Below are 25,482 nucleotides of genomic sequence, written 5' to 3'. Positions count from 1 at the left end.
AACCGCGTCCTGCGGTTTTGGAAGGATAGCAACGAGGTGACGAGTTAACCTGTGACAGTGGCCGTCAAATTTGCGCAGGATGTTGCGAATGTGGTGAGGTTATTAGCGGATTTAACTGGAGTTTTTCGCTATTGTTCGTCGATCATTAGTCTTTCGAAGTGAGTGACGCACAGAGAATAACCCCCCTGTTCCCGTTTTCGCGTTTTCGTCGCCCCGTGGTTACTCAAGTCCGTCAAACCTATCGTTAGCATCGGTTACTGCAAAAGTTTAACCTGGCCGCCCTTGCTTAAGGTTCCTCAGCGCTGGGGATTCGGTGTGGATACCCGCTTGAAAAGCTTAACTTGCTGGCAATAATTGAAGTTCACCGCCATGATATTGGGTTCAGTCAGATTGGCTTCAAACATTTCCGCATACAGTAATCCATTACTGGTGTCTTGAAGCATTTTTTGTGGTTTGAGCCTGACTTTACCACCAAGCGTCGCCCCAGCCACGGTGTAGTGCAGATGATACCGGTGGCCGTCGCGGATAATATCGTTTTTAATCTCACCATTAATAAGCCCAGAAAATAACCCTTCTTCAAGACTAATCGTCATTTCCTGAGCACTAAGTCGCTTGGAGGGGCAGTTGAGATTTCCTTTCCATGTGCCCACGATATCAGGTGGGCTCGCTGGATGGCTGGAGCATGCGGCCAGAGTAACCAAGGCGGTGCTGGTTAGTATATTTTTTAGCATGAAAAAATCCTATAGTTGACTGCGCCGGTTAGCCACCAGGGGGCACCCTATTTGATGAACCCTAGAGGCTGGCGGCTAATTATATCCAGCGGACAGATAAGGTCTTAAATATAGAGCTAGTCAGTCTCGCTCGTGAAAATTTGCTTGTTGGAATCCTTTATTTTGAAAGGACGGCCAGCACTAAATCAGGATTTCCCTTGTCGGCTACTACTAATTTTTGAACCGTTACAATGGTTGCGCGACGTGAGTCAGCTTTCTCATTGTCCCCTTGCGTTAAGGAGTCAACGTATCCATACGCAGTGACGGTATAGGGTTTGTTTTTTTGCACGTAACTCTCCAGTACTCGAGCGGAGGCCTCATCCTCGACAGGAATAAACTGGAAGTCCGGGCCATTGGAAAAAGTCATCGTATAGGCTGGATTATCTCCAAACTTTAGATCGCCTCGATCCTTGATTTGATTCCCGCGAGCGTAAGACTTTGATTGCTCACTGCTTGACATTTTGCTTACAGCGTTAAAGAAACCAGGCTCGTAAGAGAAGCCTTTCTTTTCAAAATTGTACGCTGACAAGTGCAGCGTGCTTGGAAGTTGTACCCTGACATAACGTGTGTTTTTGTTTTCCGCAACATGTTTTTCAATCACAGGGTCAAGCATTTGTGCAATATCACGTTGCTCAAATTGGTCATTAGTCTGGGCGAATTTCTCGAGCAGCTCCATTAGCTGAGGATCGCCTAATTCGTAGTGCGTCGGGCGATAGCCAAATGACTTGGCGATTGACATTGAATCGTCCCGACCCTCTTTTTTGTTTCCATTATAAATATAAACCAGCTGAGTTCCTGATGTTACAAGTTTGTATGCTCCAAAGTCGGGCGCCTCTCCCGGACGTTCCAGGTTCCAGGTAACGGGGTCTTTCTCACGCAGTTTAGCTTCTTCTTTCTCCCGTTCTGCCTGATCTTGAGCACGCTCTTCTGGGGTCGGATTGTACACCCTTCGAGCTTTCTCTTTGGCAACCTCATCCGGAGTCATTGTTCTTGTAGGCTTCTGGTCGGGACTCTTTACTGTGCCCCCGTCGTTATCGGAACAACCAGATAAAATGGCGAGCGCGCTTATGCACGCAATCATGTACTTAAATTGCATTGAAAACTTCCTGGTTTTTGAATTTGAATTGGCTTGCGCCTATCTAGAGATACCCAAGCTTTTGTGTGTGGCTTATTAGTATCTTAAGGTCGTTTTTTCATCAATACCCTGCTTGACATAGCTAATAACCTGTTCGGCTGTTTTGCCGTCAATCGATTGCTGAAAAGATATGCCTTTTTCGTGAATGCCCATGATTTTGCCCATGGTAATTGCTTGTTGGAACTTGCCTTTTTGTGCATCTGGCAGCCCTTCATAAATAGCTTGCGCAGACTCGTTGAAGCTTTCCTCAGTTGTGGCATCGATGGTGCTATCACCGCACCCTGACAACATCGCACACAGGGTGACAGCAGAGATGAGCTTTACAAATTGCACAAAAATTTCCTTTTTTCGTTCTGAATTTTTAAATGATGACATGTCATTTTGCCTTCATTCAAAATTGTACTCAGCCCAATACAAAAAATCACGCAAAAATCCCCTCGAATAGCTCTAGTCCGGGCGATACAGGCGAGGTCGTTCGAGTTGAAGTCGGGCGTGGTGGCGCTTCAGGGATTCAGAACGATTGAAGCAACCGCGAGGCCTTTTTCCACCAAGGTGCATGGGTTGCACTTCGGGGCCGCTCTCCCTCCGGCAGCATATGTGGAACGTCTTGCAGCCGAATCCATGGCTGATTGTTCCAGTGCAAAAGGCTCAGGGACATCTCCGGCCAATCCAGCAGGCTTAAAATTGGGCGTTCGCTCGAAGTCGCTTGCTGGGCATCTCTCAGCGCGGGGACCACTACATGAGTGAGCCATTCCCGCAAACCCCGGTACTCCGGGCAGTAGTGATAGATGAGCAATGCATAGACCCCGGACTCGCTGATCATTAGCGTGTGTTCGACTGTGCCGTGGTAAAGCAGGCGCAAGGTCTGGCGCTGATCGGAGTCCAGTTTGCGCAATGCGCGCTCATCCAGAAAAAGCCGAAGCAGACGCCCAAGATCGCGGGCGCTGAACCATGCCTGGTTTTCCAGCAGGAGTGCATGGAGGTTGAGTTTGTGGCGGGTGAAGACGTGGGGTGTCAGGTAAGCGTCATTGCTATTCATTGATACAGCTCCTTTTGCTTATGGGGCTGCCAGCAATCGTCGCCAAACGATTGGGTGGCAGCTGTACGCGGGTTGGCGAACCGGAGCAAAAGGAACCCGGCAGACCCGAAGGTCTCCCACGCACAGCCGCCATGATACGAGTCGACGGACATAAAAAACGCCCGCTATCGCATGGTGGGCGTCGTGCGCCTTTAGCTTTCCAGGTCGCCAAACCCAGTGCTGAATATTCAGCTGAGGATGAGCGTAGAGACCCGGGGCTAGCGGCGCAATCGGAAAGCGGGGATTGCTTTTGTAAGAATCAGCCTGGATGTATCGCAGTGTTCAAGATTTTAGAAAGGTCGTTCCGACCTTATCGCGAGCAGGCTCGCTCCCACAGAGGGTTTGTGGTGTTTTTGAGAGCGGCGATGTTATTCCGCAGGCGAACTCAGCTTCGCTTCAAGCTCGGCGACCTTGGCTTCCAGGCTTTCCAGCCTGGCTCGGGTGCGCGCCAGGACCACCATCTGGCTGTCGAATTCTTCTCTACTCACCAGATCAAGCTTGCTGAAGCCGCTTTGCAGCAGGGCTTTGAACTGGCTTTCGATTTCGTTGCGCGGCAGCGCGGTGTCGCCGCTGAACAGGCGCGAAGCGTGGCCGCTCAGGGCGTCGAGGAGGTCTTTGGGCGCGAGCATGGGAGTCAGGTGTCCTGAGTTACAGATGCGGGCAGTGTATCACGCAGTGGCTATAGTCATTGGCGCAGGCAGGCTGCACGCTTTTCGCGCATGCCGCCGGGCAGTCGCGCACCGTTGTTGTGCGTATCTGTTGTGCCATTGCCGTGCAGACGCTTGCGGAAACGACCAAGAGGTTGATATCAGAGGGTTTTCAGGAGATGGCAAGCTTTCTGCTTAGTCCTTGATAACCCATGCACTGATGCAGTCGCTGTGACGAATGCAGTGCGGCAGGCGGAGCGGGGAAGTGTTTCGTCAGCAGTGGTTAGCAGGCGTCGGACTGGCCGAGCAAGGCCGACGATGCGTTACAAAGCCAGGCACTGCGCTTAGACTTGAGTCGGGTTTGTTTTCCTGGGGCAAGTCCACCAATTCGGGAGAGAGTTTTCATGAAGCTAGTCACTGCCATCATCAAGCCGTTCAAACTGGACGACGTACGCGAGTCGCTGTCCGAGATCGGCGTGCAGGGCATTACCGTTACTGAGGTCAAAGGCTTCGGGCGGCAGAAGGGTCACACCGAGCTGTATCGCGGCGCGGAGTATGTGGTCGATTTTCTGCCCAAGGTGAAGATTGATGTCGCCATTGACGACAAGGATCTTGATCGGGTGATCGAGGCGATAACCAAGGCGGCCAACACCGGCAAGATTGGTGACGGCAAGATCTTCGTGGTCAATCTGGAACAGGCTATTCGCATCCGTACCGGCGAAACCGATACCGACGCAATCTAAGCCGCCAAACCCAACGCCCCAGGAGAAAAACAATATGACTCTGCGTAAATTCGCAGGGCTAGGAGCCCTGTTGTCCCTCGTAATGCCCGGCCTGGTTATGGCGGCAGACGAGGTGGCAGCCCCAGTCCTCAATTCCGGCGATACCGCCTGGATGTTAACCTCGACAGCACTTGTGCTGTTCATGACTATTCCCGGCCTTGCGCTGTTCTACGGCGGCATGGTTCGTTCGAAAAACATTCTTTCCGTGATGATGCAGTGCTTCGCCATTACCGGTCTGATCAGCGTCCTGTGGGTCATTTATGGCTACAGCATCGCGTTCGACACCACCGGTATGGAGCAGGGCGTCGTCAACTTCAACTCGTTCTTTGGCGGCATGGGCAAGGCGTTCCTTGCCGGTGTCACCCCTTCGAGCCTGACCGGGCCTGCGGCATTGTTCCCTGAGGCGGTGTTCATCACCTTCCAGATGACGTTCGCGATCATTACGCCTGCGCTGATCGTCGGTGCCTTCGCCGAACGGATGAAGTTCTCCGCGATGCTGATCTTCATGGGCATCTGGTTCACCCTGGTCTACGCGCCGATCGCGCACATGGTCTGGTCCGGTAACGGCGGCCTGATGTGGGACTGGGGCGTGCTGGACTTCGCCGGCGGCACCGTGGTGCATATCAACGCCGGGGTTGCCGGTCTGATCGCCTGCCTGGTGCTGGGCAAGCGTCGGGGCTTCCCGACCACCCCGATGGCTCCGCACAACCTCGGCTACACCTTGATGGGTGCCGCGATGCTGTGGGTCGGCTGGTTCGGTTTCAACGCCGGTTCCGCCGCAGCGGCCAACGGCACGGCCGGCATGGCCATGCTGGTGACTCAGATCGCGACCGCTGCTGCAGCGCTGGGCTGGATGTTCGCCGAGTGGATCACCCACGGCAAACCAAGTGCACTGGGTATCGCTTCGGGTGTTGTAGCCGGTCTGGTGGCAATTACTCCAGCGGCGGGCACCGTCGGCCCGATGGGCGCTCTGGTGATCGGTCTGGCCGCGGGTGTGGTCTGCTTCTTCTGCGCAACCACCCTCAAACGCAAGCTCGGCTACGACGACTCCCTGGATGCCTTCGGCGTGCACGGTATCGGCGGTATCCTCGGCGCGATCCTCACCGGTGTGTTCGCCGCTCCGTCGCTGGGCGGTTTCGGCACTGTGACTGATATCGCGGCCCAAGTCTGGATTCAGTGCAAAGGCGTCGGTTTCACGGTGATCTACACCGCGATCGTGACCTTCATCATTCTCAAGGTGCTGGACGCCGTGATGGGGCTGCGTATCGCCGAAGAGGAAGAGGCGGTCGGCATCGATCTGGCGCTACATAACGAACGGGGCTACAACTTGTAAGCATTCGGCAAATACGAATAAAAAATTGCCCGGCTTGCCGGGCATTTTTTTGTCTGGCTTTTGTCTGTAATGGAACAGCTGAAAGGTTTTTTCTTGCAGTTGTGGGTGTGTTCTTTGCTGCTATTTTTTTCGGGCCAATGGCTTACAGCATTGAAGGAATATTAGGCCCTTTGTTTTTTCCCAGAGCGCGCTAGAATGCGCGCCGTAGGTGCGGAGAACTGTATGTGGCAACAGACTTTGATTACCCTGCGGGCGAGGCCCCGGGGCTTTCATCTGGTAACGGACGAGTTACTCGCCGGCCTGCCTGAACTGAAGGCATGTCGGGTCGGTCTGTTGCATTTGTGGCTGCAGCACACCTCGGCGTCGTTGACCATCAACGAGAACGCCGATCCGGCGGTACGTCGTGACTTCGAACGGTTTTTCAATCGGCTGGTCCCACAAGGCCTGGCCGGATATGAACACGAGGACGAAGGCGCGGACGATCTCCCGGCGCACTTCAAGGCCAGTTTGCTGGGCTGTCAGTTGAGTTTGCCGGTCACGGCAGGTCGACTGGCGCTGGGTAGCTGGCAAGGTGTTTATCTGGGCGAGCATCGTGATCATGGCGGTGCCCGTAAAGTCCTCGCCACCTTGCACGGTGGTGGGGCATAAGCCGCTGGTTACCAGCGGATGATGATTTTTCTCCGGCGGCCTTCGACAGTCGGCGAAGCTGGGCTATAACTAATCTGCTTTTCGCAAGTCATGAGGTAGAACATGAGCGACGATGATCTGGAAAACGACGACCTCGAAGTAGGTGACGAAGACGAGACCGAAGAAGGTCTTGAAGCAGCGGCCGAAGACGTCGCTGACGACGATGGCGGCGATGTGCCTGTTCCGACCGCCAAAGGCAAGGCCAAGGCTGCTGTTTCGGTCGATGAGCTGCCGAGTGTCGAGGCCAAGAACAAAGAGCGTGATGCTCTGGCTCGCGCTATGGAAGAGTTCCTTGCCAAAGGCGGCAAGGTGCAGGAAGTCGAGGCCAACGTGGTGGCCGATCCACCAAAAAAGCCTGACAACAAGTACGGCAGCCGGCCTATCTGAGCTCCTGCTACTTGCTTGCTTGCTGAAAAAGCCCGCCGTCGCTGCGGGCTTTTTCATGGGCGGGTGAAAGCAAAGTCAAAAGATCGCAGCCTGCGGCAGCTCCTACGCCGACTGGGCGCAAATCCTGTAGGAGCTGCCGCAGGCTGCGATCTTTTCGGAGCGCCTCAGGACTTCGTTGCGTTCCACCGCGCCAACAGCTCAGGCAACTCGCTCAAACTGCGAATCTCGGCATCCGGTTGTTTTTCGGCTTCCCAGGCTTTGCTGCCAGGGTTGAACCAGATTGCCCGCAACCCCGCCTGCTGAGCCCCGGCGATGTCGTCGCCCGGGTGATCGCCGATATGCACGGCGGCTTCAGCGCTGACGCCTCCTCGCTGCAAGGCTTCCTGAAACAACCGCGAATCCGGCTTGCCAACCCCGATATCTTCCGCGCAAAGGGCAAACTTGAAGTAGTCCGCCAACCCCAGTCGACGCACATCGGCATTGCCATTGGTGACCACTCCCAGGGTGTAGTGCCGCGCCAGCACTTCCAGGGTCGGTTGCACCTCCGGAAAGATTTCGAGCTGATGCCGCGCATGCAGAAACACTTCAAAGGCCTGCTCGGCCAGATCCGACGCGTGCGATTGTGTGTAGCCGGCTTCTTCCAGGGCGTGGAACAGCACTTTGCGTCGCAGGGCGCTGATCCGGTGCTTGAGCCCGGGCTCGTTGCTCAGAACGCGCTCACGAATCGCCCAGAGGTGCTCGACAGGCACACCACCGAGGTCCGATGCGTGTTCCGCCAGCCACTGGCGCAGTACCGCTTCCGCGCTGACGATGACCGGGGCGGTGTCCCACAGGGTGTCGTCGAGGTCGAAAGTGATCAGTTTGATCGTCATTACTCACCGCCTTTGGTGCGTTTAGCCCGTGGATGGGCACTGTCGTAGACCGACGCCAGATGCTGGAAATCCAGATGAGTGTAAATCTGCGTGGTCTTGATGTCCGAGTGGCCGAGCAACTCCTGGACGGCGCGCAGGTCCTGGGAAGATTCCAGCAAGTGGCTGGCGAAGGAGTGCCGCAGCATGTGTGGATGCAGGTTCTGCCCCAGCTCGCGCTCGCCGGCGGCCTTGACCCGCAACTGGATCGCCCGCGGGCCAAGGCGTCGACCTTGCTGGCTGACAAACACCGCGTCGTCTGCCGGGTTGGCCAGGGTGCGCAGGGGCAGCCACAGTTGCAGTGCTTCGCGGGCCTTCTGGCCAACTGGCAGAACCCGGGTCTTGCTGCCTTTGCCGAGCACTTGAACCAGGCCATCGGCCAGATCCAGCTGGTCTAGATTGAGCCCGGTCAGCTCTGAAAGTCGCAGGCCGGAGGAGTAGAACAGCTCTAGAATCGCCTGATCACGATGGGCCAGGAAGTCGTCCTCGACCGCGCCGTCGAGCAATTGCAGTGCACGGTCGGTATCGAGAGCCTTGGGTAGCCGGCGTTCGCCTTTGGGCGGTGCCAGGCCATTGGCCGGGTCGTGGTCGCAGAGGCCTTCGCGGTTCAAGTAATGGTAGAGCCCACGAACCGCCGAGAGCAGTCGCGCCAGGCTGCGCGAGGACTGGCCTTGTGAATGCAGGCGGGCGATCAGGCTGCGCAAGCGTTGGATGTCCAGGGCGGACCAGCTGGAAATCTGCTGTTTTTCGCAGTACGCCAGTACCTTGTTCAGGTCGCGGCGGTAGGCTTCCAGGGTATGGGGTGACACTTGGCGCTCACTGCGCAGGTGAGCGCAGTAGGCGTCCAGTTGTCGTTCCATGGTCAGCGCACCGAGCGTAGGGAGTTGTTGATGCGCGGCAGTACGCGGCCCATGACTTCGGCGATGTAGCTGAGGAACAGCGTGCCCACCGAGCTTTTGTAGTGCTGCGGATCGCGGCTGGCGATGGCCAGGACGCCATGCAGGCCTTGATGGCTGAGGGCGACGACCGCCGTGGAGCCGATTTCCTTGCGCTGCTCTTCGCCGAACAGGAAGTCCAGTTCGTGTTCGCGCAAACTGCCGCTGACGGTTTTGCCTTCCGACAACAACCCGCCGATGGCTTGCTGGGCTTGCGCCGTGGTAACCCAGCGGCCTACCGGCAAGGCACTGTCGCTGAACAGAATCAGGCTGACAAAAGGCACCTGGAAGTCTTGGCGCAGGCTGTCTTCGACGCTGATCACCACGTCTTCCAGGCTGCTGGCGTCCATTAGCGCGAGCACCAGCCGGCGGGTCTTGTCGAACAGCCGGTCATTGTCGCGAGCCACGTCCATCAGTTGCGAAAGGCGATGGCGCATCTCGATATTGCGTTCACGCAGCAGTTTCAGCTGACGCTCGACCAGGGAGATGGTGTCGCCGCGCTGATGGGGGATGCGCAGGGCCGGGAGCAGTTCTTCGTGCTCGACGAAGAAATCCGGATGAGCCTCCAGGTACGCGGCAATGGCCGCCGCCTCAAGGCTTTCGGAAGGGGATTCGTCGGGCTGTCGGGCTGGAACCTGGGGCTGATCGGTCATGGATTTCGCTCGCTCATAGACGCACCTGTCCTTCGTAAACGCGCACTGCCGGGCCGGTCATCATTACCGGTTCGCCAGGGCCCGCCCATTCAATGGACAGGCGCCCGCCGGGCAGGTCGATCAATAGTGGCGAGTCCATCCACCCCTGGTTGATCGCAGCCACTGCGGCGGCGCAGGCGCCGGTCCCGCAGGCCTGGGTTTCCCCAGTGCCGCGTTCCCAGACGCGCAACTGCGCGCGCTGCCGGTCGATGACCTGGAGAAAACCGACGTTGACCCGGGCCGGGAAGCGCGGGTGGTTTTCGATTTTCGGCCCCAGTTCATGCACCGGCGCGTTGTTGATGTCGTCCACGCGCAGCACCGCGTGCGGGTTGCCCATGGACACCGCGGCCAGCTCGACGGTCTGGCCGTCTACCGCAAGCGGATAACTCTTGGCCTGAGCCTCGGCCTGGAAGGGGATATCGGCCGGAACCAGGCGCGGCGGTCCCATATTGACACTGATCTGGCCGTCGCTGCGGATATCCAGTTCAATGATGCCGCTTTTGGTCTCGACGCGGATCTGCCGTTTTGCGGTCAGGCGTTTATCGAGCACGAAGCGCGCGAAGCAGCGCGCACCGTTGCCGCACTGCTCCACTTCGGACCCGTCGGCGTTGAAGATCCGGTAACGGAAGTCCACGTCCGGGTTGCTCGGCGCTTCGACGATCAGCAGTTGATCGAAGCCGACTCCGGTGTGCCGATCTCCCCATTGCTTGGCGTGCTTGGGCAGAATGTGCGCGTGCTGGCTGACCAGGTCGAGGACCATGAAGTCGTTGCCCAGGCCGTGCATCTTGGTAAAACGCAGCAGCATGGTTTTACTCCGGCAGCAGGCTTTCGCCAGCAAACAACTCGGCTACCGTCTCACGGCGACGCACTTCAAATGCTTGATCACCGTCCACCAACACTTCGGCGGCACGGCCGCGGGTGTTGTAGTTGGAGCTCATGACAAACCCATAGGCGCCGGCCGAATGCACGGCGAGCAGGTCGCCCTCCTCCAGCGCAAGCTGACGGTCCTTGGCGAGGAAGTCGCCGGTCTCGCAGATCGGCCCGACGATGTCGTAGGCACGGGGTGCAGTGGCGCGTGGGCGCACAGCGGTGACATCCATCCAGGCCTGGTACAGCGCCGGGCGGATCAGGTCGTTCATGGCGGCGTCGACAATAGCGAAGTCTTTGTGTTCGGTGTGCTTGAGGTATTCGACCTGAGTCAACAGCACCCCGGCGTTGGCCACAATGAAGCGGCCCGGTTCGAACACCAGCGCCAGATCGCGGCCATCCAGACGTTCGCGCACGGCCTTGATGTAGTCTTCAGCCAGTGGCGGCTCTTCATCGCGATAACGCACGCCGAGGCCGCCACCGAGATCGATGTGACGCAGGTAGATTCCGCAATCGCCGAGACGATCGACCAGTGCCAGCAGGCGGTCGAGGGCATCGATGAACGGTGCCAGGGTGGTCAGTTGCGAACCGATATGGCAATCGACGCCGACCACTTCCAGGTTTGACAGTTGCGCGGCGCGGATGTACACGTCTTCGGCATCGGCGATGGCGATGCCGAACTTGTTCTCTTTCAAACCGGTGGAGATGTACGGGTGGGTACCGGCATCGACGTCCGGGTTGACCCGCAGCGAGATCGGCGCGCGAACGCCCAGCTCGGCCGCCACCACTTGCAGGCGCTCCAGCTCATCGGTGGACTCGACGTTGAAGCAGTGCACGCCGACTTCCAGTGCCCGACGCATGTCGTCACGGGTCTTGCCGACGCCGGAGAAGACGATCTTGTCAGCCTGGCCGCCCGCAGCCAGAACACGTTCCAGCTCGCCACGGGAGACGATGTCGAAACCAGCGCCCAAACGCGCCAGGACATTCAGTACACCCAGGTTGGAGTTGGCCTTGACTGCGAAGCAGACCAGGTGCGGCATGCCGGCCAGCGCATCGGCGTAAGCCAGGTATTGGGCTTCGATATGAGCGCGGGAGTAGACGTAGGTCGGTGTGCCAAAGCGTTCGGCGATGGCGGACAGGGCAACACCTTCCGCGAACAGCTCACCGTCACGGTAGTTAAAAGCGTCCATGGAGTTCCCTTAGTAAACGTCGTGCTTGTGCGATGTGGAAGGCGACTGTTGCGAAGACTTGGCCTGCTCTGCAGGATCTTGCTTATCATCCGGCAGGTACAGCGGGCCTTTTTGGCCACAGGCCGACACAAGGCAGGCAACCGCGACGAGCGCAGCAAGGGAAGAGATCAGGCGCTTCATGGCGAAATCCTTGAAAATGCGTTAATTGCGCCGGAGTATACCGGCCACCCGACAGCTTGCCTATGTGGGCGGCTGGCCGTCCGGCGGGGGTTTGACGTGCCTCGGCGGATAATTTATGCCAGTGCCGGGCGCTTGATCAGTATCCTTTGCATTCGTTCGGATGCGCCCGTATCTTGCGGCGCTTGAGCGTAAGTAGACACTTTTTGAGGTTCTCGCAATGAGTTTGACTGAAGCCCGCTTCCACGATCTGGTCGATGCCACCCAACAGACGCTGGAGGATATTTTCGATGAGAGTGAACTGGATGTGGATCTTGAGAGCTCGGCCGGTGTGCTCACCGTCAAGTTCGAAAACGGCAGCCAGGTGATCTTCAGCCGCCAGGAGCCCTTGCGTCAGCTGTGGCTGGCCGCCCGTTCCGGTGGTTTTCACTTCGACTATGACGAAGAGAGCGAACGCTGGATGTGCGACAAAAGCGAAGAGCAGCTGGGTGAAATGCTGGAGCGCATCGTGCTTGAGCAGGCCGATGTGGAACTTGATTTCGAAGGTCTCTGAGGTCGTGACGCAGCCTGCTCCAGTGCGTGCGGCCAAGCCGCTGTACAGCAACGTCAGCCCGGCCGTGCCTTCGCCGTGTACCAGCGTCTGCCGTCTGGATGAGCAGAAAGTCTGCTTGGGGTGCTTTCGCCATGTCGAAGACATCCGCGAGTGGCGTTCGGCCGACGACGAACGGCGCCGGGTGATTTGCGCGCAGGCCGCGCAACGCAAAGCCACGAGCCACCCGTAACAAAGCGCGCCAGCAGCTATTTGTGCCCCGCTTGTATATTTATTGAGCTGTGATAGTGTCCGGATACGCCTCAACTCATCGAGGCCCGTGAAAACCCCGCCTTTTTCTGGCGGGGTTTTGCTTTTTTTGTGCAGAAAAAAGGAGTCTGCCTGGATCATGAGCACCGCACCTTCCATCATCCTTACCCGCCTGGACGTGCAACGTCTCGAGCGCCTGATCGATAGCCTGGACGACTCGCTGCCGGGCGTCATCGCGCTGCAAGCCGAACTGGATCGCGCTGAAACCCTGGTTGGTCACGATGAAGTCCCAGCGGATGTCGTTACCATGAATTCGCGTGTGCACTGCCGTGAAGAAAGCAGTGGCAAGGACTACCACCTGACCCTGGTTTATCCACAGGATGCTGATGCCGACAAAGGCAAGATCTCGATTCTCGCGCCGGTCGGCAGCGCGCTGCTCGGTTTGCAGGCGGGTCAACATATCGACTGGCCGGCTCCGGGCGGCAAAACCCTCAAGTTGAAGCTGCTTGAGGTCGAGTTCCAGCCCAAGGATGGCGGCCCCTGCACGTTCTGACTTGCCTCAGGCCTGATCGAGCGCCTCGTTGAGCGCACGTTCCAGGTCCGCTTTGTATCGCAGGTAAAGATTGCTTGGGCTTTGCACATCACCGAGCAGGCCCGACAGGTCCAGGTCGGTGATGTAGCAACGGTAGCGTTGCGCCTCGCGGCGCTGCCCGAGGATTTCCTTGGCGACCACGCTGAACAGCTGGTCGCCGTACTCCAGTTCGCAAAACTCTCGCTGATCGCAATACAGGGTGACCTGCACCTGCCCATGCACGGCTTTGCCGATAATCGCCTGGACTTCATAAAAAGGTTTGTTCGCCAGCGTTTGTGGGGCAGGGCGCGGTTCGACCCGTCGAGCACGCCCGGTTCCGGATGGCAACAGCTGGTAATACAGGGTCTCCAGGGTCGCCATGGGCCGGGCGGCATCCAGCGGCAACAGTGCATCGCGACGAAACACAATCGATTGCAGGAAGCGCTGCAGTGGCACCAGCAGGCTCTGCTCATCGTGATAGGGCACGCGTTGCTGCCACAGGGCGTTGCACTCATCCAGCACATACAGATCGGCCTGGGCCTCGTTGATCCGGAAGAACACCTGGATGCATTCCGCCAGTCCCATGGGCAGGATCAGCGCCAGATCGTGCTCCTCCAAAGCCATCGGATCGAGGTGCAGCGGGCTGTAACGTGGCTGCTCTTCGCCAAGGTAGTCGAGCAGCGCTGGCAGGTTGTCCAGAGCCACATGATTGACTTGGCCCGGGACCAGTTCCAGCACGTGATAGTGCTGCTGGACCTGAAACAGGTAACGATGGTTGAGCTTGCCGAGCAGCAGGTTCTGCGCGGTATCGAAGATCTCTTCCACTCGCCGGGCAATGAATTGGGCGCGGTTATGGCTAAAGCAACGAACCCGCAAGCGGGGCTGCTGTGCTTCGCTCGGCAGATTGTTGAGGTAGTCGCGCAGGCAATCGAGCAGCGCGTGCGCGCCGTCGTAGCGGCTGACCAATACCTCGTTCCAGCTGTTGAGCGTGACCTGGTCGAGGGTCAGCACCAGATTCTCCCGGACCCCGGCGTAGCTCAATGAGTCCGTGCGCTCGGTGGTCATCAGGATATTCAGGTCGCGATGGTGTTTGAGCGGATCGATCCCGACATTCACCAGAATCAGCACTTCGCTCGGCACACTGGCCTGCAGCAACTGTACCTCGCCGACACAGGTCAGCGGCAAGGCAATGGTCTGCTGCAGGCTGCCCAGCAGGTTGAACAGTTCGAACTCGCTCAAATCGCTGCTGCCAGGGTGCAGGGCGAGGCGGGTGCTGCTGTCGATCACGCCGTTGCGATGACACCAGGTCAATAATTCCAACAACCCACGGTTGCGCTTGATCGGCGCGAAATGCTCCCACTCAAGAGCGTTCAGGCTGCCGTTGTACAGGCACCAGTGGACTTGTCCTGGCTCCTGGCGATTGGGCGACTGCACCAGCGTCAGGGTGTCTTCGGCCAAGTCCGGGGCGATGCCGGGGTTGATGAACTCGATCTTGTCGGCCTTGCGCTCGAAGGCCGCATACAGGCGTCGTCCGAGCACATTGATATCTCGCTTGGTGATCAGGCTGGCGGTTTGCTCGGTGCGGGCGAACTGAGTCAGGAAGCGATAGCTGTAGTTCAATTCGTTAACCAGGGCCCGGCGCTCGGCATTGACCTGGCGGACTTTCCATTGGCTGCGGCTGTCGAGCATCGCCAGTTGGCGTTGATCCCAGCCCCATTCGTGGGCCAGACGCTCAAGCAACAGCCGCTGCCAGTTGTTGTTGCGCTGGATGGGGTTGCCGGTGAGCTTGCGGTTGACCTTCAGGTACAGGCTACGGCGTACCAGTTCCAGGCGTTCCGGCTCGCCGCGAGCCTTGAGGTATTCCTCGATACGCCGATAGACCACGATATAGGGGTCCAGCTCATCCAGATCGAGGTGATTGGCGAACACCGCCTGCTTGAAGCGCAGGCTCAGGCATTGGACCTGCGGGTGTTCGCTGGCATAGACCTCGGTCAGCAACAACTTGAGCACCGACTTGTAGGGCGACTCGATACCTTTGTACAACTGCCAGAGCCCGGCACCAATGAATTCGCCGGGCGGGATGTGCGCCAAGTGGCCAAGATCAAGGGTTTCATCGGCGCGGATAAAGCGTTTTGACAGCAGTGTATGGGTGTACTGGTCGTAACGCGCCTCTTCGTACACCGGCACCAGCCACCACAGCGGGGTGCGTCCGGCCAGCCAGATGGCGGTGCGGTAGAACTCATCCAGGAGCAAGTAGTGTTGGGTCGTGCCGCAGTCCTCCGAGCTCAACTGGGTATCGCGTTCGCCCCGCACGAAGCGGCTCGTGTCGATCAGAAAGAAGTGTGCCTCGGCGCCCTGGCCCGCGGCCCAGGCTTCCAGCAGCTGGCATTTCTTGCGCAGTTCGGCGAGTTCGCTCTCGCTCAGGTCCGGTGCGTGGCAGACCCACACATCCATGTCGCTTTGGTCGGCCTGGGCCAGAGTGCCCAGGCTGCCCATCAGAAACAGCCCATGGATCGGCCGCGGCGCATTGCCGTGGCGAGCTTTGTAGGAAAAGGAGCGGGTCAGGCGCTGGGCTTCGGCGAGGGCCTGACCGTCGGGCTCGAAATTCGACAGCCCGGCCGGCGTGCTGCCTGAAACATAGCCCGGCAACAGCGGATGGTTGACGTGAAAGAACAGCGGCAACAAGGTCAACACCACTTGCTGGCGTGGCGACAACCCTTCCATGGCTCGGGCCATGCGGCCCTCGTTGAGCTTCAGAAAACGAGCGCGCAGCTGAACCAGAACCTTGCGATCGATTCCTTCATCCAGATCAGGGCGGATTTCATGGGTGCGGGTCATTGCAAACTCAAACCGGCTCGCGAAGCTCGAACGTGGAAGGTCTCAGGGCGGTAAGCAGTTTACAGCCTCGAGGTCTGGACCTTTAAGCCGAATTTTGTTTTTGACGTCAAATTTTTATCGGCGTGGCGAAGTGTGCCCGCGGAATCCATCAAAGGGGATTCCGTGGGCAATGCGCGGGTGCTTATGCGGTTTCTTGAACGGTCAGGATAGTCAGCAAGGTTTGCACTTGCTGCGCGGCGTCCCGGCCCAGGCTGGTCAGATAACCACCATCGACCTGGGTGATCAGTTCTTTGTCGAACAGCCGCTGTGCGGCAGCAATGGCTTTCGGGGCAGCGGTCTGATGGATTTTCAGGCCTTCCTGGGAACTGTCCAGGTTGAAGAGTGCAAGGATTTCCAGTTCGGCAACCAACTCAGGGGTAAGCGACATAAGGACTCCAGACTTTCTAGGAATTAGACGGTAGCGCTCCTAAGGTGACCGCACTTGTGCGAGCTGTCCAGTGTTCGCTGAGCGCTTTTTTTGCCTGGGGCAGCAGGCGGTCGCGGCAACCCCGTGGGTCGTGTGGCTGCGGGGTGTTACCAGTGTAGTCAGGGTCTGGAGAAATGCTGGATTGACAACCCAAAACCCTGACTAAAGCCCGTCCGAGGAAGGGGAGAGTTACTTCTTCTCTGGCGGCAGTTCTGGCAGAGCCCGCAACGCAGCCTCGTACCACTCGGTATTGAACGGCCGGTCTTCTTCGAGGATTGCATCGATTTCGACGGCCAGTACGTGGGCCATCAGTTGCAGGATTTCTTCGCGCTCATAACCGACCAGGGTCAGTTTGTTGAGCGTTGCCTTGGCTGCTGGCGGGTTGTCGCTTTCGATCTGGTTCTCGATCGCTTCGATCAGCGTGGTTTCGGTGAAATCTTCTTCGTCGTTGTCGATATCGGTGGGCTCGCTCATGGCAGGCTCCTCAAGGAAAGGCGGCCAGTTTAACTGCATTCAGCGTTTTGATGCTGCTGGTCAGATGTCACCTGAGGTTCTATAACTGGCGCTGCCAACCCCTACACGGCCTGGAGGCTTTGTGATGCTCAAGCTTTACGGATTTTCCGTCAGCAACTACTACAACATGGTCAAGCTGGCGTTGCTGGAGAAGGGACTGCCGTTTGAAGAAGTGCCGTTTTATGCCGGTCAAAGCCCGCAAGCACTTGCCGTCAGCCCACGGGGAAAAGTCCCGGTGCTGGGTGTTGAGCAAGGGTTCATCAATGAAACCAGTGTGATCCTCGAGTACCTCGAGCAAACCCAGCCAGGCCCGGCGCTGCTACCGAGCGATCCGTTCCAGCGCAGCCAGGTGCTGGCACTGGCCAGGGAAATCGAGCTGTACATTGAATTGCCGGCTCGCGCCTGTTACGCCGAGGCGTTTTTCGGCATGAAGGTGCCGGACGCGATCAAGGACAAGACCAAGGCCGAGTTGCTGCTGGGTGTTGCCTCCCTGGGCAGGCACGGCAAGTTCGCCCCTTACGTGGCGGGTGAAACGCTGAGTATTGCGGATCTGTACTTTCTGTACAGCGTGCCGCTGGCCCGTGCTGTGGGCAAGAAGCTGTTCGATGTCGATCTGTTGGCTGATTTCCCACAGGCCAAGGCGCTGTTGGAGCTGCTGGAACAGAATCCGAATGTGCAGCGGATCGCTGCGGAAAAGGATGCGGCGATGCCACAGTTTTTGGCGATGGTCGCGGGTAAGAAGTAGGTTTTGTAGCGCTTTGGAGTCAATCATCGTCGGAACGCCGCCCGGAGCACGCTCGCTCCCACTACTGGACCTGTGCTGATCACAAATTTGTGGCCAGCCGGGAACCCTGTGGGAGCGAGCTTGCTCGCTATGCTTTTAGCGGCTGGCGAGCAACGCCTGGCCGCGAACCACTGCAGCCTTGACCTGCGTTGGTGCCGTACCACCAATGTGGTTGCGCGCATTGACCGAACCTTCCAGAGTCAGCACGGCAAACACGTCCTGCTCGATCTGGTCGCTGAACTTGCGCAATTCTTCCAGACTCATTTCCGCAAGGTCCTTGCCACTGTCCACACCGTACTTCACGGCGTGGCCGACGATTTCGTGGCAGTCACGGAACGGCAGGCCGCGGCGCACCAGGTAGTCGGCCAGGTCGGTGGCGGTGGAGAAGCCGCGCAGCGCCGCTTCACGCATGATGGCGTGCTTGGGTTTGATCGCCGGGATCATGTCGGCAAAGGCCCGCAGCGAATCGCGCAGGGTGTCGGCGGCGTCGAACAGAGGTTCCTTGTCTTCCTGGTTGTCCTTGTTGTAAGCCAGAGGTTGGCCTTTCATCAAGGTCAGCAGGCCCATCAGTGCGCCGAACACCCGGCCGCTCTTGCCGCGCACCAGTTCTGGCACGTCGGGGTTTTTCTTTTGCGGCATGATCGAGCTGCCGGTGCAGAAGCGATCAGGCAAATCGATGAACTGGAACTGCGCGCTGGTCCACAGCACCAGCTCTTCGGAGAAACGCGACAAGTGCATCATCGCGATGCTCGCCGCAGAGCAGAATTCGATGGCGAAATCACGATCGGAAACGCTGTCCAGGGAGTTGCCGCCGACGGCGTCGAAGCCCAGCAGCTCGCAAGTCAGGTCGCGATCGATCGGGTAGGTGGTGCCCGCCAGTGCCGCGCTGCCCAGTGGCATGCGGTTGGTGCGCTTGCGGCAATCCACCAGACGCTCGTAATCGCGGCTGAGCATTTCGAACCAGGCCAGCAAATGATGGCCGAAGGTCACAGGTTGTGCGGTTTGCAGGTGAGTGAAGCCAGGCATGATGGTGGCGGCTTCGCGCTCGGCCTGTTCCAGCAGACCTTTTTGCAGGCGGGTAATTTCCGCCAGGATCAGGTCGATCTCATCGCGCAGCCACAGGCGGATATCGGTCGCTACCTGGTCGTTGCGGCTGCGGCCGGTGTGCAGCTTTTTGCCGGTGACGCCAATGCGGTCAGTCAGCCGGGCTTCGATGTTCATGTGCACATCTTCCAGATCGATGCGCCAATCGAACGTACCGGCTTCGATTTCGCTCTGGATGGTCTTCAGACCGTCGATGATGCTGTCGCGCTCGACATCGGTCAGAACGCCGACCTTGGCCAGCATCGTGGCGTGGGCAATCGACCCCATGATGTCGTGGCGATACAGGCGCTGGTCGAAAGTGACGGAGGCGGTGAAGCGGGCGACGAAGGCGTCGACGGGTTCACTGAAGCGGCCGCCCCAGGACTGATTGGTCTTGTCAGTGCTCATGAATTCGCTCGTGATTTGCTGAAGGAAGATGGCGTGAAAAGTTGCCGCGGATAATAACAGGGTTGCCAGGGCTGGCGCTGACACTGGTCGGCAGGTTTTTATTTCTCCATGCGTTGCCTGGCGCCTTGCCGTTGAATCCCTGCGCGCAGAGACTGGGAGCCTATGAGGCCGAGACGCTGAACCAGACCTGCGAACCTGCCGCGTTGGCGTTATGAGCGGGCGCTGGCGAAACGATATTTTTCGATTGAGCAATATCGTCTTGGCGAACGTCTACAGTAGCACTAGAGGGTCAGCGTAAATGCAGGCGATTTGCCTGCCCGGTAACTGACCGTGCAACCGTTGTTACAAACGCTCTGATCGAGGATGTCGCGCCGCGAATCGTTGGCGATGTGAGCAGGGTGCAAGCCAGCTATAAAGAGGGGGGAGTGCGTATTGTGTATCAGCAATCCCTACAATGATGCCGCGCCAGAACAGACTTGGAACAGTCATTGGCAGGCACTGGTAAATATAGGTTCCCGACTCGGGGCACTTTTTGGCCCTCGCGCTACTCTTAGCGTGGATCGTCGTGACGGATGTCACGTCACCTGTCTACGCTATCCTTGTGCGAGACTCACGCAGGAATCCAGCGCAATATGAATGTCCTGATCGTTGATGACGAACCCTTGGCCCGCGAGAGACTGAGCCGTATGGTCAGCGACCTCGAGGGATACAATGTCCTGGAGCCCAGCGCCACCAATGGCGAAGAGGCGTTGGCCCTGATTGACAGCCTCAGGCCGGATGTCGTGCTGCTCGACATTCGTATGCCTGGCCTCGACGGCTTGCAGGTCGCGGCTCGATTGTGTGAACGCGAGGCACCGCCAGCAGTGGTGTTTTGCACCGCCCATGACGAATTTGCCCTGGAAGCGTTGCAGGTCAGCGAAGTGGGCTTCCTTATCAAGCCAGTACGCGCCGAGCAATTGATTGAAGCGCTGAAAAAGGCCGAACGCCCCAACCGTATCCAGCTCGCTGCCCTGACCCGTCCGGCAGCGGAAAGTGGCAATGGTCCGCGCAGCCATATCAGCGCGCGAACCCGTAAAGGCATCGAATTGATTCCCCTGGATCAGGTGGTCTATTTCATTGCCGATCACAAATACGTGACGTTGCGCCATGAGGGCGGCGAAGTCCTGCTGGACGAACCGCTCAAGGCGCTCGAAGATGAATTCGGCGACCGCTTTGTGCGCATCCATCGCAATGCCCTGGTGGCCCGCGAGCGTATCGAGCGCCTGCAGCGTACGCCGCTGGGGCATTTCCAGCTGTTTCTAAAAGGTCTCAACGGCGATGCGCTGATTGTCAGCCGACGTCATGTGGCCGGCGTACGCAAAATGATGCAGCAGCTTTAGTCCGGCGCCTGCACGCGGATTTAGCTGCCGGTGCCAAGTATGCAAGGCCAGGGAGGCCACGCACTTTCTGATTCAAGTCAAAGCTGATTTGGCTGAGCTGTTATTATATCCCGTATCTATTCAGTACGGATTGATCCATGTCCCCTCGCGAAATTCGCATCGCTACCCGCAAAAGTGCCCTGGCCTTGTGGCAGGCCGAATTCGTCAAAGCCCGCCTGGAAGAAGCCCATCCCGGCCTGGTCGTGACGTTGGTGCCCATGGTCAGCCGTGGCGATAAGCTGCTTGACTCTCCACTGTCGAAAATCGGTGGCAAGGGCCTGTTCGTCAAAGAGCTGGAAACCGCTCTGATTGAAGACCAGGCCGACATTGCCGTGCATTCGATGAAAGACGTGCCGATGGACTTCCCCGAAGGGCTCGGTCTGTTCTGCATCTGCGAGCGCGAAGACCCGCGCGATGCTTTCGTCTCCAATACCTACGCCAGTCTCGATGACCTGCCCAAGGGCAGTGTGGTCGGTACCTCCAGCCTGCGTCGCCAGGCTCAGTTGCTGACCCGCCGTCCGGATCTGCAGATCCGCTTCCTGCGCGGCAACGTCAATACCCGTCTGGCGAAGCTGGATGCCGGCGAGTACGACGCAATCATTCTGGCGGCCGCCGGCTTGATTCGCCTGGGCTTCGAAGATCGCATCAGCTCCTCGATCAGTGTCGACGACAGTCTGCCGGCAGGCGGCCAGGGCGCAGTCGGTATCGAATGCCGTAGCGCCGACACCGGGATTCATGCCTTGCTCGCGCCTCTGCACCATCAGGACACTGCCACTCGGGTCACTGCCGAGCGTGCGCTGAACAAGCACTTGAATGGCGGCTGCCAGGTTCCGATCGCCTGCTATGCGGTGCTGGAAGGCGAGCAGATCTGGTTGCGCGGCCTGGTCGGAGATCCAGATGGTAGCTTGTTGCTGAGCGCCGAGGCCCGAGGTCCACAAAGCGCAGCGGCGGCACTGGGTGTGCAAGTGGCTGAAGACCTGCTGGCTCAAGGGGCCGATGCAATACTGCAAAGGGTCTACGGCGAGGCCGGCGAAGAGTGAAGGGCTGGCGTCTGCTGCTGACTCGGCCGACGGAGGAGTCGGCAGCGCTGGCCACGGTCCTGGCTGAGGTGGGCGTTTTCAGTAGCAGTCTGCCGTTGCTGGAAATCGAAGCGCTACCGGTTTGCGGGACTCAGCGCGCGATGATTCTCGAGCTGGATCGCTACTGTGCGGTGATTGTGGTCAGCAAACCTGCTGCCCGCCTGGGTGTGGATCTGCTCGGCCAGTATTGGCCGCAGCCGCCGATCCAGCGCTGGTTCAGTGTGGGCGCAGCCACCGCACAGATTCTCGCCGATTACGGTCTTGATGTGAGCAACCCCCAGGCGGGCGATGACAGCGAAGCCTTGCTTGAACTGCCACAGTTACACGAGGCTATCGCGCAGCCAGACGCACGGGTATTGATCATGCGCGGTGAAGGCGGGCGGGAGCTGCTGGCGGAGCGTTTACGCGAGCAAGGTGCTAGTGTCGATTATCTGGAACTCTACCGTCGCTGCCTGCCGCAGTATGCATCAGCGGACCTGCCTGCGCGGATTGCCGCGCAACGCTTGAACGGGCTGGTGGTCAGCAGTGGGCAGGGGTTTGAGCACCTGCATCAATTGGCAGGCACGGCCTGGCCCGAGTTGGCGCGGTTGCCGTTGTTTGTACCAAGCCCTCGGGTCGCCGAGATGGCGCGTGCTGCCGGCGCCCAAACAGTTGTGGATTGTCGCGGCGCCAGTGCCGCGGCTTTGCTGACGGCGTTACGGGAGCACCCCGTGCCCGTTCTCTAACGCAAAGGATGGATACGTGAGCGAAACAACCTTGCCTAAAGATGAAGTCCAGCCAGCGTTTGAAGCGCCGGCTGAGCCTGCGACCACCACCCCGCAACGCCGGGGCAATGGGTTGGTGATTCTGGCCTTGTTGCTGGGAGCGGCGGGTGTCGCTGTTGGCGGTTGGGGGGTCTGGCAGGTTCGCAGCCTGCAAACCAATAACCAGCAACAGCTGGGGCAGTTGCAAGCACTGGGTGATCAAGCCCAGACCCTCAAGCTCAACGAGCAACGACTGACGGCGCGACTGGAGCAATTGCCGGCCGCCGAGGAGCTGGAAGATCGGCGGCGTCTGGTGGCGCAGTTGCAAGGTGATCAGCAACGCTTGAATCAGCGACTCGAAGCCGTGCTGGGCGCCAGCCGCAAGGACTGGCGCCTGGCCGAAGCCGAACACCTGCTGCGTCTGGCCAGCCTGCGTCTGTCGGCGTTGCAGGACATCAGCAGCGCCCAGGCCCTGGTGCAAGGCGCCGATGAGATCCTCCGCGAACAGAATGACCCTGCATCCTTCGCCGCTCGCGAGCAGTTGGCAAAAAGCCTGGCGGCGCTGCGCAGTACCGAGCAGCCGGACCGTACCGGGCTATTCCTGCAACTGGGGGCCTTGCGCGATCAGGTGGTCGAACTCAGCGCGCTGGCGCCTGAATATCAGGACCGTGGCGAGTCGCTGCTGGGTCTGACGGCCGATGGCGACGGTGCCAGTCGCTGGGCGCAGTGGTGGGATGAAATCTCGCGGTACATCCGCATCGACTTCAATGCCGACAAGAATATCCGGCCATTACTGGCGGGGCAGAGCCTGATTCAAGTCCGGCTGGCACTCAGCCTGGCGCTCGAACAGGCGCAATGGGCTGCGCTCAATGGGCAGGCGGCGGTGTATACCCAGGCCTTGGCCGAGGCGCGGGATGTTCTCAAAAGCAACTTCAATCAGGACAACCCGCAAAGCAAATTGATGCTGGAGCGGGTCGGCGAACTGAGCAAGCAACCGGTTACGGTGATTACCCCTGATCTGACGACGACCTTGAGCGCTGTCCAGGCCTATCTGGAACGTCGGAACCCGAGTGTCGAGGAACCGGTGAATACCTCTGCCAAACCTGCCGCGAATGCAGCGCAGGAGACCAGCCCATGAAACGCCTCTACGTGATCCTGTTCCTGGTCATTGCCGCCGCAGCGTTGCTGGGGCTGGCCATCGCCGAGCACGCCGGCTATGTGCTGATCGCCTACAAGAGCTTTCGTTATGAGTCGAGCCTGTGGGCGACCCTGGCACTGCTGGCGATCATCTGGCTGGTGGGCTGGGGGGTGAAGTTGCTGATCGAGCTGCTGACGACCTCCGGTGGCGTGGTCAATCCCTGGTCGCGACGCAACCGCAGTCGCCGGGTACAAGTGGCGATCGAGCACGGCCAGCTGGACCTCGCCGAAGGTCGTTGGGCCAGCGCGCAGCGCCACCTGCAGCGGGCTGCCGAAGCCGAGCGCCAACCGTTGCTGTATTACCTGGGCGCTGCGCGGGCGGCGAACGAACAGGGGCTTTACGAAGAATGCGACAACTTGCTGGAACGGGCCCTTGAGCGTCAGCCTCAGGCCGAGTTGGCGATCGCCTTGAGTCACGCCCAGTTGCAGATCGATCGCGGTGATACCGACGGCGCACTGGTCACGCTGGAAACCATGCATGAGCGTCATCCGCGCAGTGTTCAGGTCCTGCGCCAGTTGCAGCGCCTGCATCAGCAGCGCGGCGATTGGTCGTCGGTGATCCGTCTGCTGCCGGAATTGCGCAAGGACAAGGTGCTGCCTCCCGGCGAGCTCATCGAACTGGAACGCAGGGCCTGGGGTGAAAACCTCACATTGGCGGCTCGACGGGAAGAGGACGACACGGCGGGTTTGCAATCGCTCAATCGGGCCTGGCAGCAACTCACTTCCGCTCAGCGCCAGGAACCGCAATTGGTGCTGGCCTATGCCGAGCAACTGCGGCAACTGGGTGCCGAGGTCGAGGCTGAGGAGGTCCTGCGCGTTGCCCTCAAACGCCAATACGACAGTCATCTGGTCCGGCTTTACGGGTTACTTCGTGGCAGTGATCCCTCGCGGCAATTGCACCTCGCCGAGGGTTGGTTGAAAGATCATCCGGTGGATCCCAGCCTGCTGCTGACCTTGGGGCGTCTGTGTTTGCAGAGTAGCCTGTGGGGCAAGGCAAAGGACTATCTGGAGAGCAGCTTGCGAGTACAGCGTAATCCGGAAGCTTGCGCCGAGCTCGCGCGCTTGCTAGCCCAATTGGGTGATACCGAGCGCAGCAATCAGCTGTTTCAGGAAGGCCTGGGGTTGTTGGACGAGCGCTTGCTGGCCTCGCCTCTGCCCGTACCGGCTCGCGTGTAAGCAGAACTGTGAATGGCTGGCTCTCCTGTCAGGGTGGGGCCGGCCACTTCAGGAGTGCCGGAGTTTTCCGCGCATTGTGTCCCTCAGTCCTGCGTCCTACGCGGGACTACATTTTATCCTCTTGTTCCTGTCGGCAATTCCCTACAGCATTGAGGAAGTGTCCGCTAAGGCCCGCCTTGTAAGGGTTGCGCGCTTTCCTCTACCGTAACTGCCTGTCTCTTCTGTTACGGATAAGCCATGTTTTTGGCCCGCTCACGCTCCTTGTTCTTCTTGGCGTTTACCGCAGGTGCTCTGGCCTTGGGCGCCTCGCTGTATCTGGAATATGTGGTCGGGCTCGAACCCTGCTCCTTGTGTACGGTGCAGCGGTTCTTTTTGATCCTGTTCACGGCGGTTTGCCTGATCGCAACCGTGCATGGGCCAAAACGCACGGGTTGTTATGTGTATTGGCTGTTGAGCATTGTCAGTTGTCTGGCCGGGATGGTCACTGCATGGCGCCATGTGCTGTTGCAAAATGAGCCTGCGGAACGCTGGCTGGCATGTTCGCCTGGCGTGGAGTACCTGCTGAGCACGATGTCCTGGCGTTGTGCGTTGACACAGGTCTTCCAGGGAAGTGCCGAATGCACACGAATTTCATGGACGTTGTTCGATATGAGCATCCCCGAGTGGAGCCTGCTGTTTTTCGTCGGGATGATCAGCCTGGGCATTTATCAGATGCTGCGGCTCCTGCGCTCAACCTGCTGGATAGCTGATAAAGGATGATTGTGGCTCGGCGATCCTTGGAGATTAAACGCTTGTATGAACTTTATCGCCTGCGTACCT

General features: G+C 58.8%; 29 protein-coding genes and 1 pseudogene. 15 read left to right on the top strand and 15 right to left on the bottom strand.

The genetic code is table 11. From position 1 onward, the window contains the following. Nucleotides 1–296 precede the first annotated feature (296 nt). The 5 genes from AC3IUA_RS29730 to AC3IUA_RS29710 form a co-directional block, all read right to left on the bottom strand. Nucleotides 297–731: a hypothetical protein gene (locus tag AC3IUA_RS29730; protein WP_489358342.1), complete on the bottom strand. Its 435-nt coding sequence runs from the start codon at nucleotides 729–731 to the stop codon at nucleotides 297–299. A 157-nt stretch (nucleotides 732–888) separates the two neighbouring features. Further along, a complete protein-coding gene (locus AC3IUA_RS29725) occupies nucleotides 889–1,866 on the bottom strand; it encodes a hypothetical protein (RefSeq protein ID WP_489358341.1) in 978 nt (325 codons plus the stop codon). A gap of 75 nt (nucleotides 1,867–1,941) precedes the next feature. Continuing rightward, nucleotides 1,942–2,280 carry a DUF6694 family lipoprotein gene (locus AC3IUA_RS29720; protein ID WP_489358340.1) on the bottom strand — a complete coding sequence of 113 codons (339 nt, stop codon included), beginning with the start codon at nucleotides 2,278–2,280 and terminating at the stop codon, nucleotides 1,942–1,944. A 136-nt stretch (nucleotides 2,281–2,416) separates the two neighbouring features. Continuing rightward, the gene (locus AC3IUA_RS29715) at nucleotides 2,417–2,944 is read right to left on the bottom strand and encodes a BRO-N domain-containing protein (protein ID WP_489358339.1); all 528 of its coding nucleotides are present in this window, start codon (nucleotides 2,942–2,944) and stop codon (nucleotides 2,417–2,419) included. A 407-nt stretch (nucleotides 2,945–3,351) separates the two neighbouring features. After that, nucleotides 3,352–3,612, bottom strand: coding sequence for an accessory factor UbiK family protein (locus tag AC3IUA_RS29710; protein ID WP_489358338.1), 261 nt, complete (start codon nucleotides 3,610–3,612; stop codon nucleotides 3,352–3,354). A gap of 422 nt (nucleotides 3,613–4,034) precedes the next feature. Between AC3IUA_RS29710 and glnK the strand changes: the two genes are divergently transcribed. The 4 genes from glnK to sutA all read left to right on the top strand — a co-directional run bounded on the left by glnK (nucleotide 4,035) and on the right by sutA (nucleotide 6,819). Continuing rightward, nucleotides 4,035–4,373: a P-II family nitrogen regulator gene (glnK, locus tag AC3IUA_RS29705; RefSeq protein ID WP_002555808.1), complete on the top strand. Its 339-nt coding sequence runs from the start codon at nucleotides 4,035–4,037 to the stop codon at nucleotides 4,371–4,373. Nucleotides 4,374–4,407: 34 nt separating this feature from the next. Then, entirely contained in the window at nucleotides 4,408–5,745 is a 1,338-nt protein-coding gene (locus tag AC3IUA_RS29700; protein ID WP_489358337.1) for an ammonium transporter, read from the top strand. Between the two features lie 222 nt (nucleotides 5,746–5,967). Then, a complete protein-coding gene (locus tag AC3IUA_RS29695) occupies nucleotides 5,968–6,393 on the top strand; it encodes a secondary thiamine-phosphate synthase enzyme YjbQ (RefSeq protein ID WP_489358336.1) in 426 nt (141 codons plus the stop codon). 102 nt (nucleotides 6,394–6,495) lie between these two features. Next, entirely contained in the window at nucleotides 6,496–6,819 is a 324-nt protein-coding gene (gene sutA, locus AC3IUA_RS29690; protein WP_489358335.1) for a transcriptional regulator SutA, read from the top strand. A 164-nt stretch (nucleotides 6,820–6,983) separates the two neighbouring features. Here the strand turns inward: sutA and AC3IUA_RS29685 are convergent, their stop codons facing one another. From AC3IUA_RS29685 to lptM, 6 genes are read right to left on the bottom strand one after another with little or no spacing between them, the layout of a single operon-like run. Continuing rightward, entirely contained in the window at nucleotides 6,984–7,691 is a 708-nt protein-coding gene (locus tag AC3IUA_RS29685; protein ID WP_489358334.1) for an HAD family hydrolase, read from the bottom strand. Beyond that, nucleotides 7,691–8,587: a tyrosine recombinase XerC gene (gene xerC / locus AC3IUA_RS29680; RefSeq protein ID WP_489358333.1), complete on the bottom strand. Its 897-nt coding sequence runs from the start codon at nucleotides 8,585–8,587 to the stop codon at nucleotides 7,691–7,693. Before xerC ends, AC3IUA_RS29685 begins: the two co-directional genes overlap by 1 nt. 2 nt (nucleotides 8,588–8,589) lie before the next feature. After that, on the bottom strand, nucleotides 8,590–9,315 hold the full coding sequence (locus tag AC3IUA_RS29675) for a DUF484 family protein (protein ID WP_489358332.1): 726 nt from the start codon (nucleotides 9,313–9,315) through the stop codon (nucleotides 8,590–8,592). 13 nt (nucleotides 9,316–9,328) lie between these two features. Then, nucleotides 9,329–10,159: a diaminopimelate epimerase gene (gene dapF, locus AC3IUA_RS29670; RefSeq protein WP_489358331.1), complete on the bottom strand. Its 831-nt coding sequence runs from the start codon at nucleotides 10,157–10,159 to the stop codon at nucleotides 9,329–9,331. 4 nt (nucleotides 10,160–10,163) lie between these two features. Further along, on the bottom strand, nucleotides 10,164–11,411 hold the full coding sequence (gene lysA, locus AC3IUA_RS29665) for a diaminopimelate decarboxylase (protein ID WP_489358330.1): 1,248 nt from the start codon (nucleotides 11,409–11,411) through the stop codon (nucleotides 10,164–10,166). 9 nt (nucleotides 11,412–11,420) lie between these two features. Further along, nucleotides 11,421–11,591 carry an LPS translocon maturation chaperone LptM gene (gene lptM / locus AC3IUA_RS29660; RefSeq protein ID WP_489358329.1) on the bottom strand — a complete coding sequence of 57 codons (171 nt, stop codon included), beginning with the start codon at nucleotides 11,589–11,591 and terminating at the stop codon, nucleotides 11,421–11,423. Between the two features lie 217 nt (nucleotides 11,592–11,808). Here lptM and cyaY point away from each other — a divergent pair, with 217 nt between their 5' ends. The 3 genes from cyaY (at nucleotide 11,809) to rnk (ending at nucleotide 12,940) form a co-directional block, all read left to right on the top strand. Then, nucleotides 11,809–12,141 (top strand): iron donor protein CyaY, encoded by a 333-nt coding sequence (gene cyaY, locus AC3IUA_RS29655; RefSeq protein WP_150803745.1) that lies wholly within the window; start codon nucleotides 11,809–11,811, stop codon nucleotides 12,139–12,141. Nucleotides 12,142–12,145: 4 nt separating this feature from the next. Beyond that, nucleotides 12,146–12,370: a DUF1289 domain-containing protein gene (locus AC3IUA_RS29650; protein WP_489358328.1), complete on the top strand. Its 225-nt coding sequence runs from the start codon at nucleotides 12,146–12,148 to the stop codon at nucleotides 12,368–12,370. 156 nt (nucleotides 12,371–12,526) lie between these two features. Next, nucleotides 12,527–12,940 carry a nucleoside diphosphate kinase regulator gene (gene rnk / locus AC3IUA_RS29645; RefSeq protein ID WP_489358327.1) on the top strand — a complete coding sequence of 138 codons (414 nt, stop codon included), beginning with the start codon at nucleotides 12,527–12,529 and terminating at the stop codon, nucleotides 12,938–12,940. Between the two features lie 6 nt (nucleotides 12,941–12,946). Here rnk and AC3IUA_RS29640 read toward each other — a convergent pair whose 3' ends face one another. The 3 genes from AC3IUA_RS29640 to AC3IUA_RS29630 all read right to left on the bottom strand — a co-directional run bounded on the left by AC3IUA_RS29640 (nucleotide 12,947) and on the right by AC3IUA_RS29630 (nucleotide 16,736). Further along, nucleotides 12,947–15,796, bottom strand: coding sequence for a class I adenylate cyclase (locus tag AC3IUA_RS29640; protein ID WP_489358326.1), 2,850 nt, complete (start codon nucleotides 15,794–15,796; stop codon nucleotides 12,947–12,949). A 181-nt stretch (nucleotides 15,797–15,977) separates the two neighbouring features. Continuing rightward, on the bottom strand, nucleotides 15,978–16,223 hold the full coding sequence (locus AC3IUA_RS29635) for a TIGR02647 family protein (RefSeq protein WP_489358325.1): 246 nt from the start codon (nucleotides 16,221–16,223) through the stop codon (nucleotides 15,978–15,980). Nucleotides 16,224–16,451: 228 nt separating this feature from the next. Continuing rightward, the gene (locus AC3IUA_RS29630; protein WP_150807552.1) at nucleotides 16,452–16,736 is read right to left on the bottom strand and encodes a hypothetical protein; all 285 of its coding nucleotides are present in this window, start codon (nucleotides 16,734–16,736) and stop codon (nucleotides 16,452–16,454) included. A 124-nt stretch (nucleotides 16,737–16,860) separates the two neighbouring features. Between AC3IUA_RS29630 and AC3IUA_RS29625 the strand changes: the two genes are divergently transcribed. Beyond that, on the top strand, nucleotides 16,861–17,520 hold the full coding sequence (locus AC3IUA_RS29625; protein WP_489358324.1) for a glutathione S-transferase family protein: 660 nt from the start codon (nucleotides 16,861–16,863) through the stop codon (nucleotides 17,518–17,520). Between the two features lie 135 nt (nucleotides 17,521–17,655). On the opposite strand, the gene argH is transcribed toward AC3IUA_RS29625, so the two are convergent. Continuing rightward, complete coding sequence (gene argH, locus AC3IUA_RS29620) at nucleotides 17,656–19,050, bottom strand: argininosuccinate lyase (protein ID WP_489358323.1); 1,395 nt, start codon at nucleotides 19,048–19,050, stop codon at nucleotides 17,656–17,658. 183 nt (nucleotides 19,051–19,233) lie between these two features. Here argH and AC3IUA_RS29615 point away from each other — a divergent pair. From AC3IUA_RS29615 to AC3IUA_RS29585, 7 genes and pseudogenes are all read left to right on the top strand, one after another. Next, nucleotides 19,234–19,686: pseudogene (locus AC3IUA_RS29615) on the top strand (sensor histidine kinase); the annotation flags it as partial. Further along, nucleotides 19,683–20,429, top strand: coding sequence for a LytR/AlgR family response regulator transcription factor (locus AC3IUA_RS29610; protein WP_489358322.1), 747 nt, complete (start codon nucleotides 19,683–19,685; stop codon nucleotides 20,427–20,429). The pseudogene AC3IUA_RS29615 and the gene AC3IUA_RS29610, both read left to right, overlap by 4 nt. Before the next feature lie 137 nt (nucleotides 20,430–20,566). After that, nucleotides 20,567–21,508: a hydroxymethylbilane synthase gene (gene hemC, locus AC3IUA_RS29605; RefSeq protein WP_489358321.1), complete on the top strand. Its 942-nt coding sequence runs from the start codon at nucleotides 20,567–20,569 to the stop codon at nucleotides 21,506–21,508. After that, complete coding sequence (locus AC3IUA_RS29600; protein ID WP_489358320.1) at nucleotides 21,505–22,272, top strand: uroporphyrinogen-III synthase; 768 nt, start codon at nucleotides 21,505–21,507, stop codon at nucleotides 22,270–22,272. The genes hemC and AC3IUA_RS29600 overlap by 4 nt, the downstream gene beginning before the upstream one ends. 16 nt (nucleotides 22,273–22,288) lie before the next feature. Beyond that, entirely contained in the window at nucleotides 22,289–23,428 is a 1,140-nt protein-coding gene (locus AC3IUA_RS29595) for a uroporphyrinogen-III C-methyltransferase (protein ID WP_489358319.1), read from the top strand. After that, the gene (locus AC3IUA_RS29590; RefSeq protein WP_489358318.1) at nucleotides 23,425–24,663 is read left to right on the top strand and encodes a heme biosynthesis protein HemY; all 1,239 of its coding nucleotides are present in this window, start codon (nucleotides 23,425–23,427) and stop codon (nucleotides 24,661–24,663) included. The genes AC3IUA_RS29595 and AC3IUA_RS29590 overlap by 4 nt, the downstream gene beginning before the upstream one ends. 237 nt (nucleotides 24,664–24,900) lie before the next feature. Further along, nucleotides 24,901–25,422 carry a disulfide bond formation protein B gene (locus AC3IUA_RS29585; RefSeq protein WP_489358317.1) on the top strand — a complete coding sequence of 174 codons (522 nt, stop codon included), beginning with the start codon at nucleotides 24,901–24,903 and terminating at the stop codon, nucleotides 25,420–25,422. Nucleotides 25,423–25,482 lie beyond the last annotated feature (60 nt).

The organism is Pseudomonas sp. KH_050, assembly GCF_057838875.1.
Note: the sequence above shows the minus strand (reverse complement) of the source record. Positions and strands in the feature narration are given on the sequence as shown.

Bases quoted from the DNA above. Each gene is read 5' to 3' on its own strand.
- AC3IUA_RS29730 (WP_489358342.1), bottom strand. From the start codon at position 731: ATGCTAAAAAATATACTAACCAGCACCGCCTTGGTTACTCTGGCCGCA.
- AC3IUA_RS29725 (WP_489358341.1), bottom strand. From the start codon at position 1,866: ATGCAATTTAAGTACATGATTGCGTGCATAAGCGCGCTCGCCATTTTA.
- AC3IUA_RS29720 (WP_489358340.1), bottom strand. From the start codon at position 2,280: ATGTCATCATTTAAAAATTCAGAACGAAAAAAGGAAATTTTTGTGCAA.
- AC3IUA_RS29715 (WP_489358339.1), bottom strand. From the start codon at position 2,944: ATGAATAGCAATGACGCTTACCTGACACCCCACGTCTTCACCCGCCAC.
- AC3IUA_RS29710 (WP_489358338.1), bottom strand. From the start codon at position 3,612: ATGCTCGCGCCCAAAGACCTCCTCGACGCCCTGAGCGGCCACGCTTCG.
- glnK (WP_002555808.1), top strand. From the start codon at position 4,035: ATGAAGCTAGTCACTGCCATCATCAAGCCGTTCAAACTGGACGACGTA.
- AC3IUA_RS29700 (WP_489358337.1), top strand. From the start codon at position 4,408: ATGACTCTGCGTAAATTCGCAGGGCTAGGAGCCCTGTTGTCCCTCGTA.
- AC3IUA_RS29695 (WP_489358336.1), top strand. From the start codon at position 5,968: ATGTGGCAACAGACTTTGATTACCCTGCGGGCGAGGCCCCGGGGCTTT.
- sutA (WP_489358335.1), top strand. From the start codon at position 6,496: ATGAGCGACGATGATCTGGAAAACGACGACCTCGAAGTAGGTGACGAA.
- AC3IUA_RS29685 (WP_489358334.1), bottom strand. From the start codon at position 7,691: ATGACGATCAAACTGATCACTTTCGACCTCGACGACACCCTGTGGGAC.
- xerC (WP_489358333.1), bottom strand. From the start codon at position 8,587: ATGGAACGACAACTGGACGCCTACTGCGCTCACCTGCGCAGTGAGCGC.
- AC3IUA_RS29675 (WP_489358332.1), bottom strand. From the start codon at position 9,315: ATGACCGATCAGCCCCAGGTTCCAGCCCGACAGCCCGACGAATCCCCT.
- dapF (WP_489358331.1), bottom strand. From the start codon at position 10,159: ATGCTGCTGCGTTTTACCAAGATGCACGGCCTGGGCAACGACTTCATG.
- lysA (WP_489358330.1), bottom strand. From the start codon at position 11,411: ATGGACGCTTTTAACTACCGTGACGGTGAGCTGTTCGCGGAAGGTGTT.
- lptM (WP_489358329.1), bottom strand. From the start codon at position 11,591: ATGAAGCGCCTGATCTCTTCCCTTGCTGCGCTCGTCGCGGTTGCCTGC.
- cyaY (WP_150803745.1), top strand. From the start codon at position 11,809: ATGAGTTTGACTGAAGCCCGCTTCCACGATCTGGTCGATGCCACCCAA.
- rnk (WP_489358327.1), top strand. From the start codon at position 12,527: ATGAGCACCGCACCTTCCATCATCCTTACCCGCCTGGACGTGCAACGT.
- AC3IUA_RS29640 (WP_489358326.1), bottom strand. From the start codon at position 15,796: ATGACCCGCACCCATGAAATCCGCCCTGATCTGGATGAAGGAATCGAT.
- AC3IUA_RS29635 (WP_489358325.1), bottom strand. From the start codon at position 16,223: ATGTCGCTTACCCCTGAGTTGGTTGCCGAACTGGAAATCCTTGCACTC.
- AC3IUA_RS29630 (WP_150807552.1), bottom strand. From the start codon at position 16,736: ATGAGCGAGCCCACCGATATCGACAACGACGAAGAAGATTTCACCGAA.
- AC3IUA_RS29625 (WP_489358324.1), top strand. From the start codon at position 16,861: ATGCTCAAGCTTTACGGATTTTCCGTCAGCAACTACTACAACATGGTC.
- argH (WP_489358323.1), bottom strand. From the start codon at position 19,050: ATGAGCACTGACAAGACCAATCAGTCCTGGGGCGGCCGCTTCAGTGAA.
- AC3IUA_RS29610 (WP_489358322.1), top strand. From the start codon at position 19,683: ATGAATGTCCTGATCGTTGATGACGAACCCTTGGCCCGCGAGAGACTG.
- hemC (WP_489358321.1), top strand. From the start codon at position 20,567: ATGTCCCCTCGCGAAATTCGCATCGCTACCCGCAAAAGTGCCCTGGCC.
- AC3IUA_RS29590 (WP_489358318.1), top strand. From the start codon at position 23,425: ATGAAACGCCTCTACGTGATCCTGTTCCTGGTCATTGCCGCCGCAGCG.
- AC3IUA_RS29585 (WP_489358317.1), top strand. From the start codon at position 24,901: ATGTTTTTGGCCCGCTCACGCTCCTTGTTCTTCTTGGCGTTTACCGCA.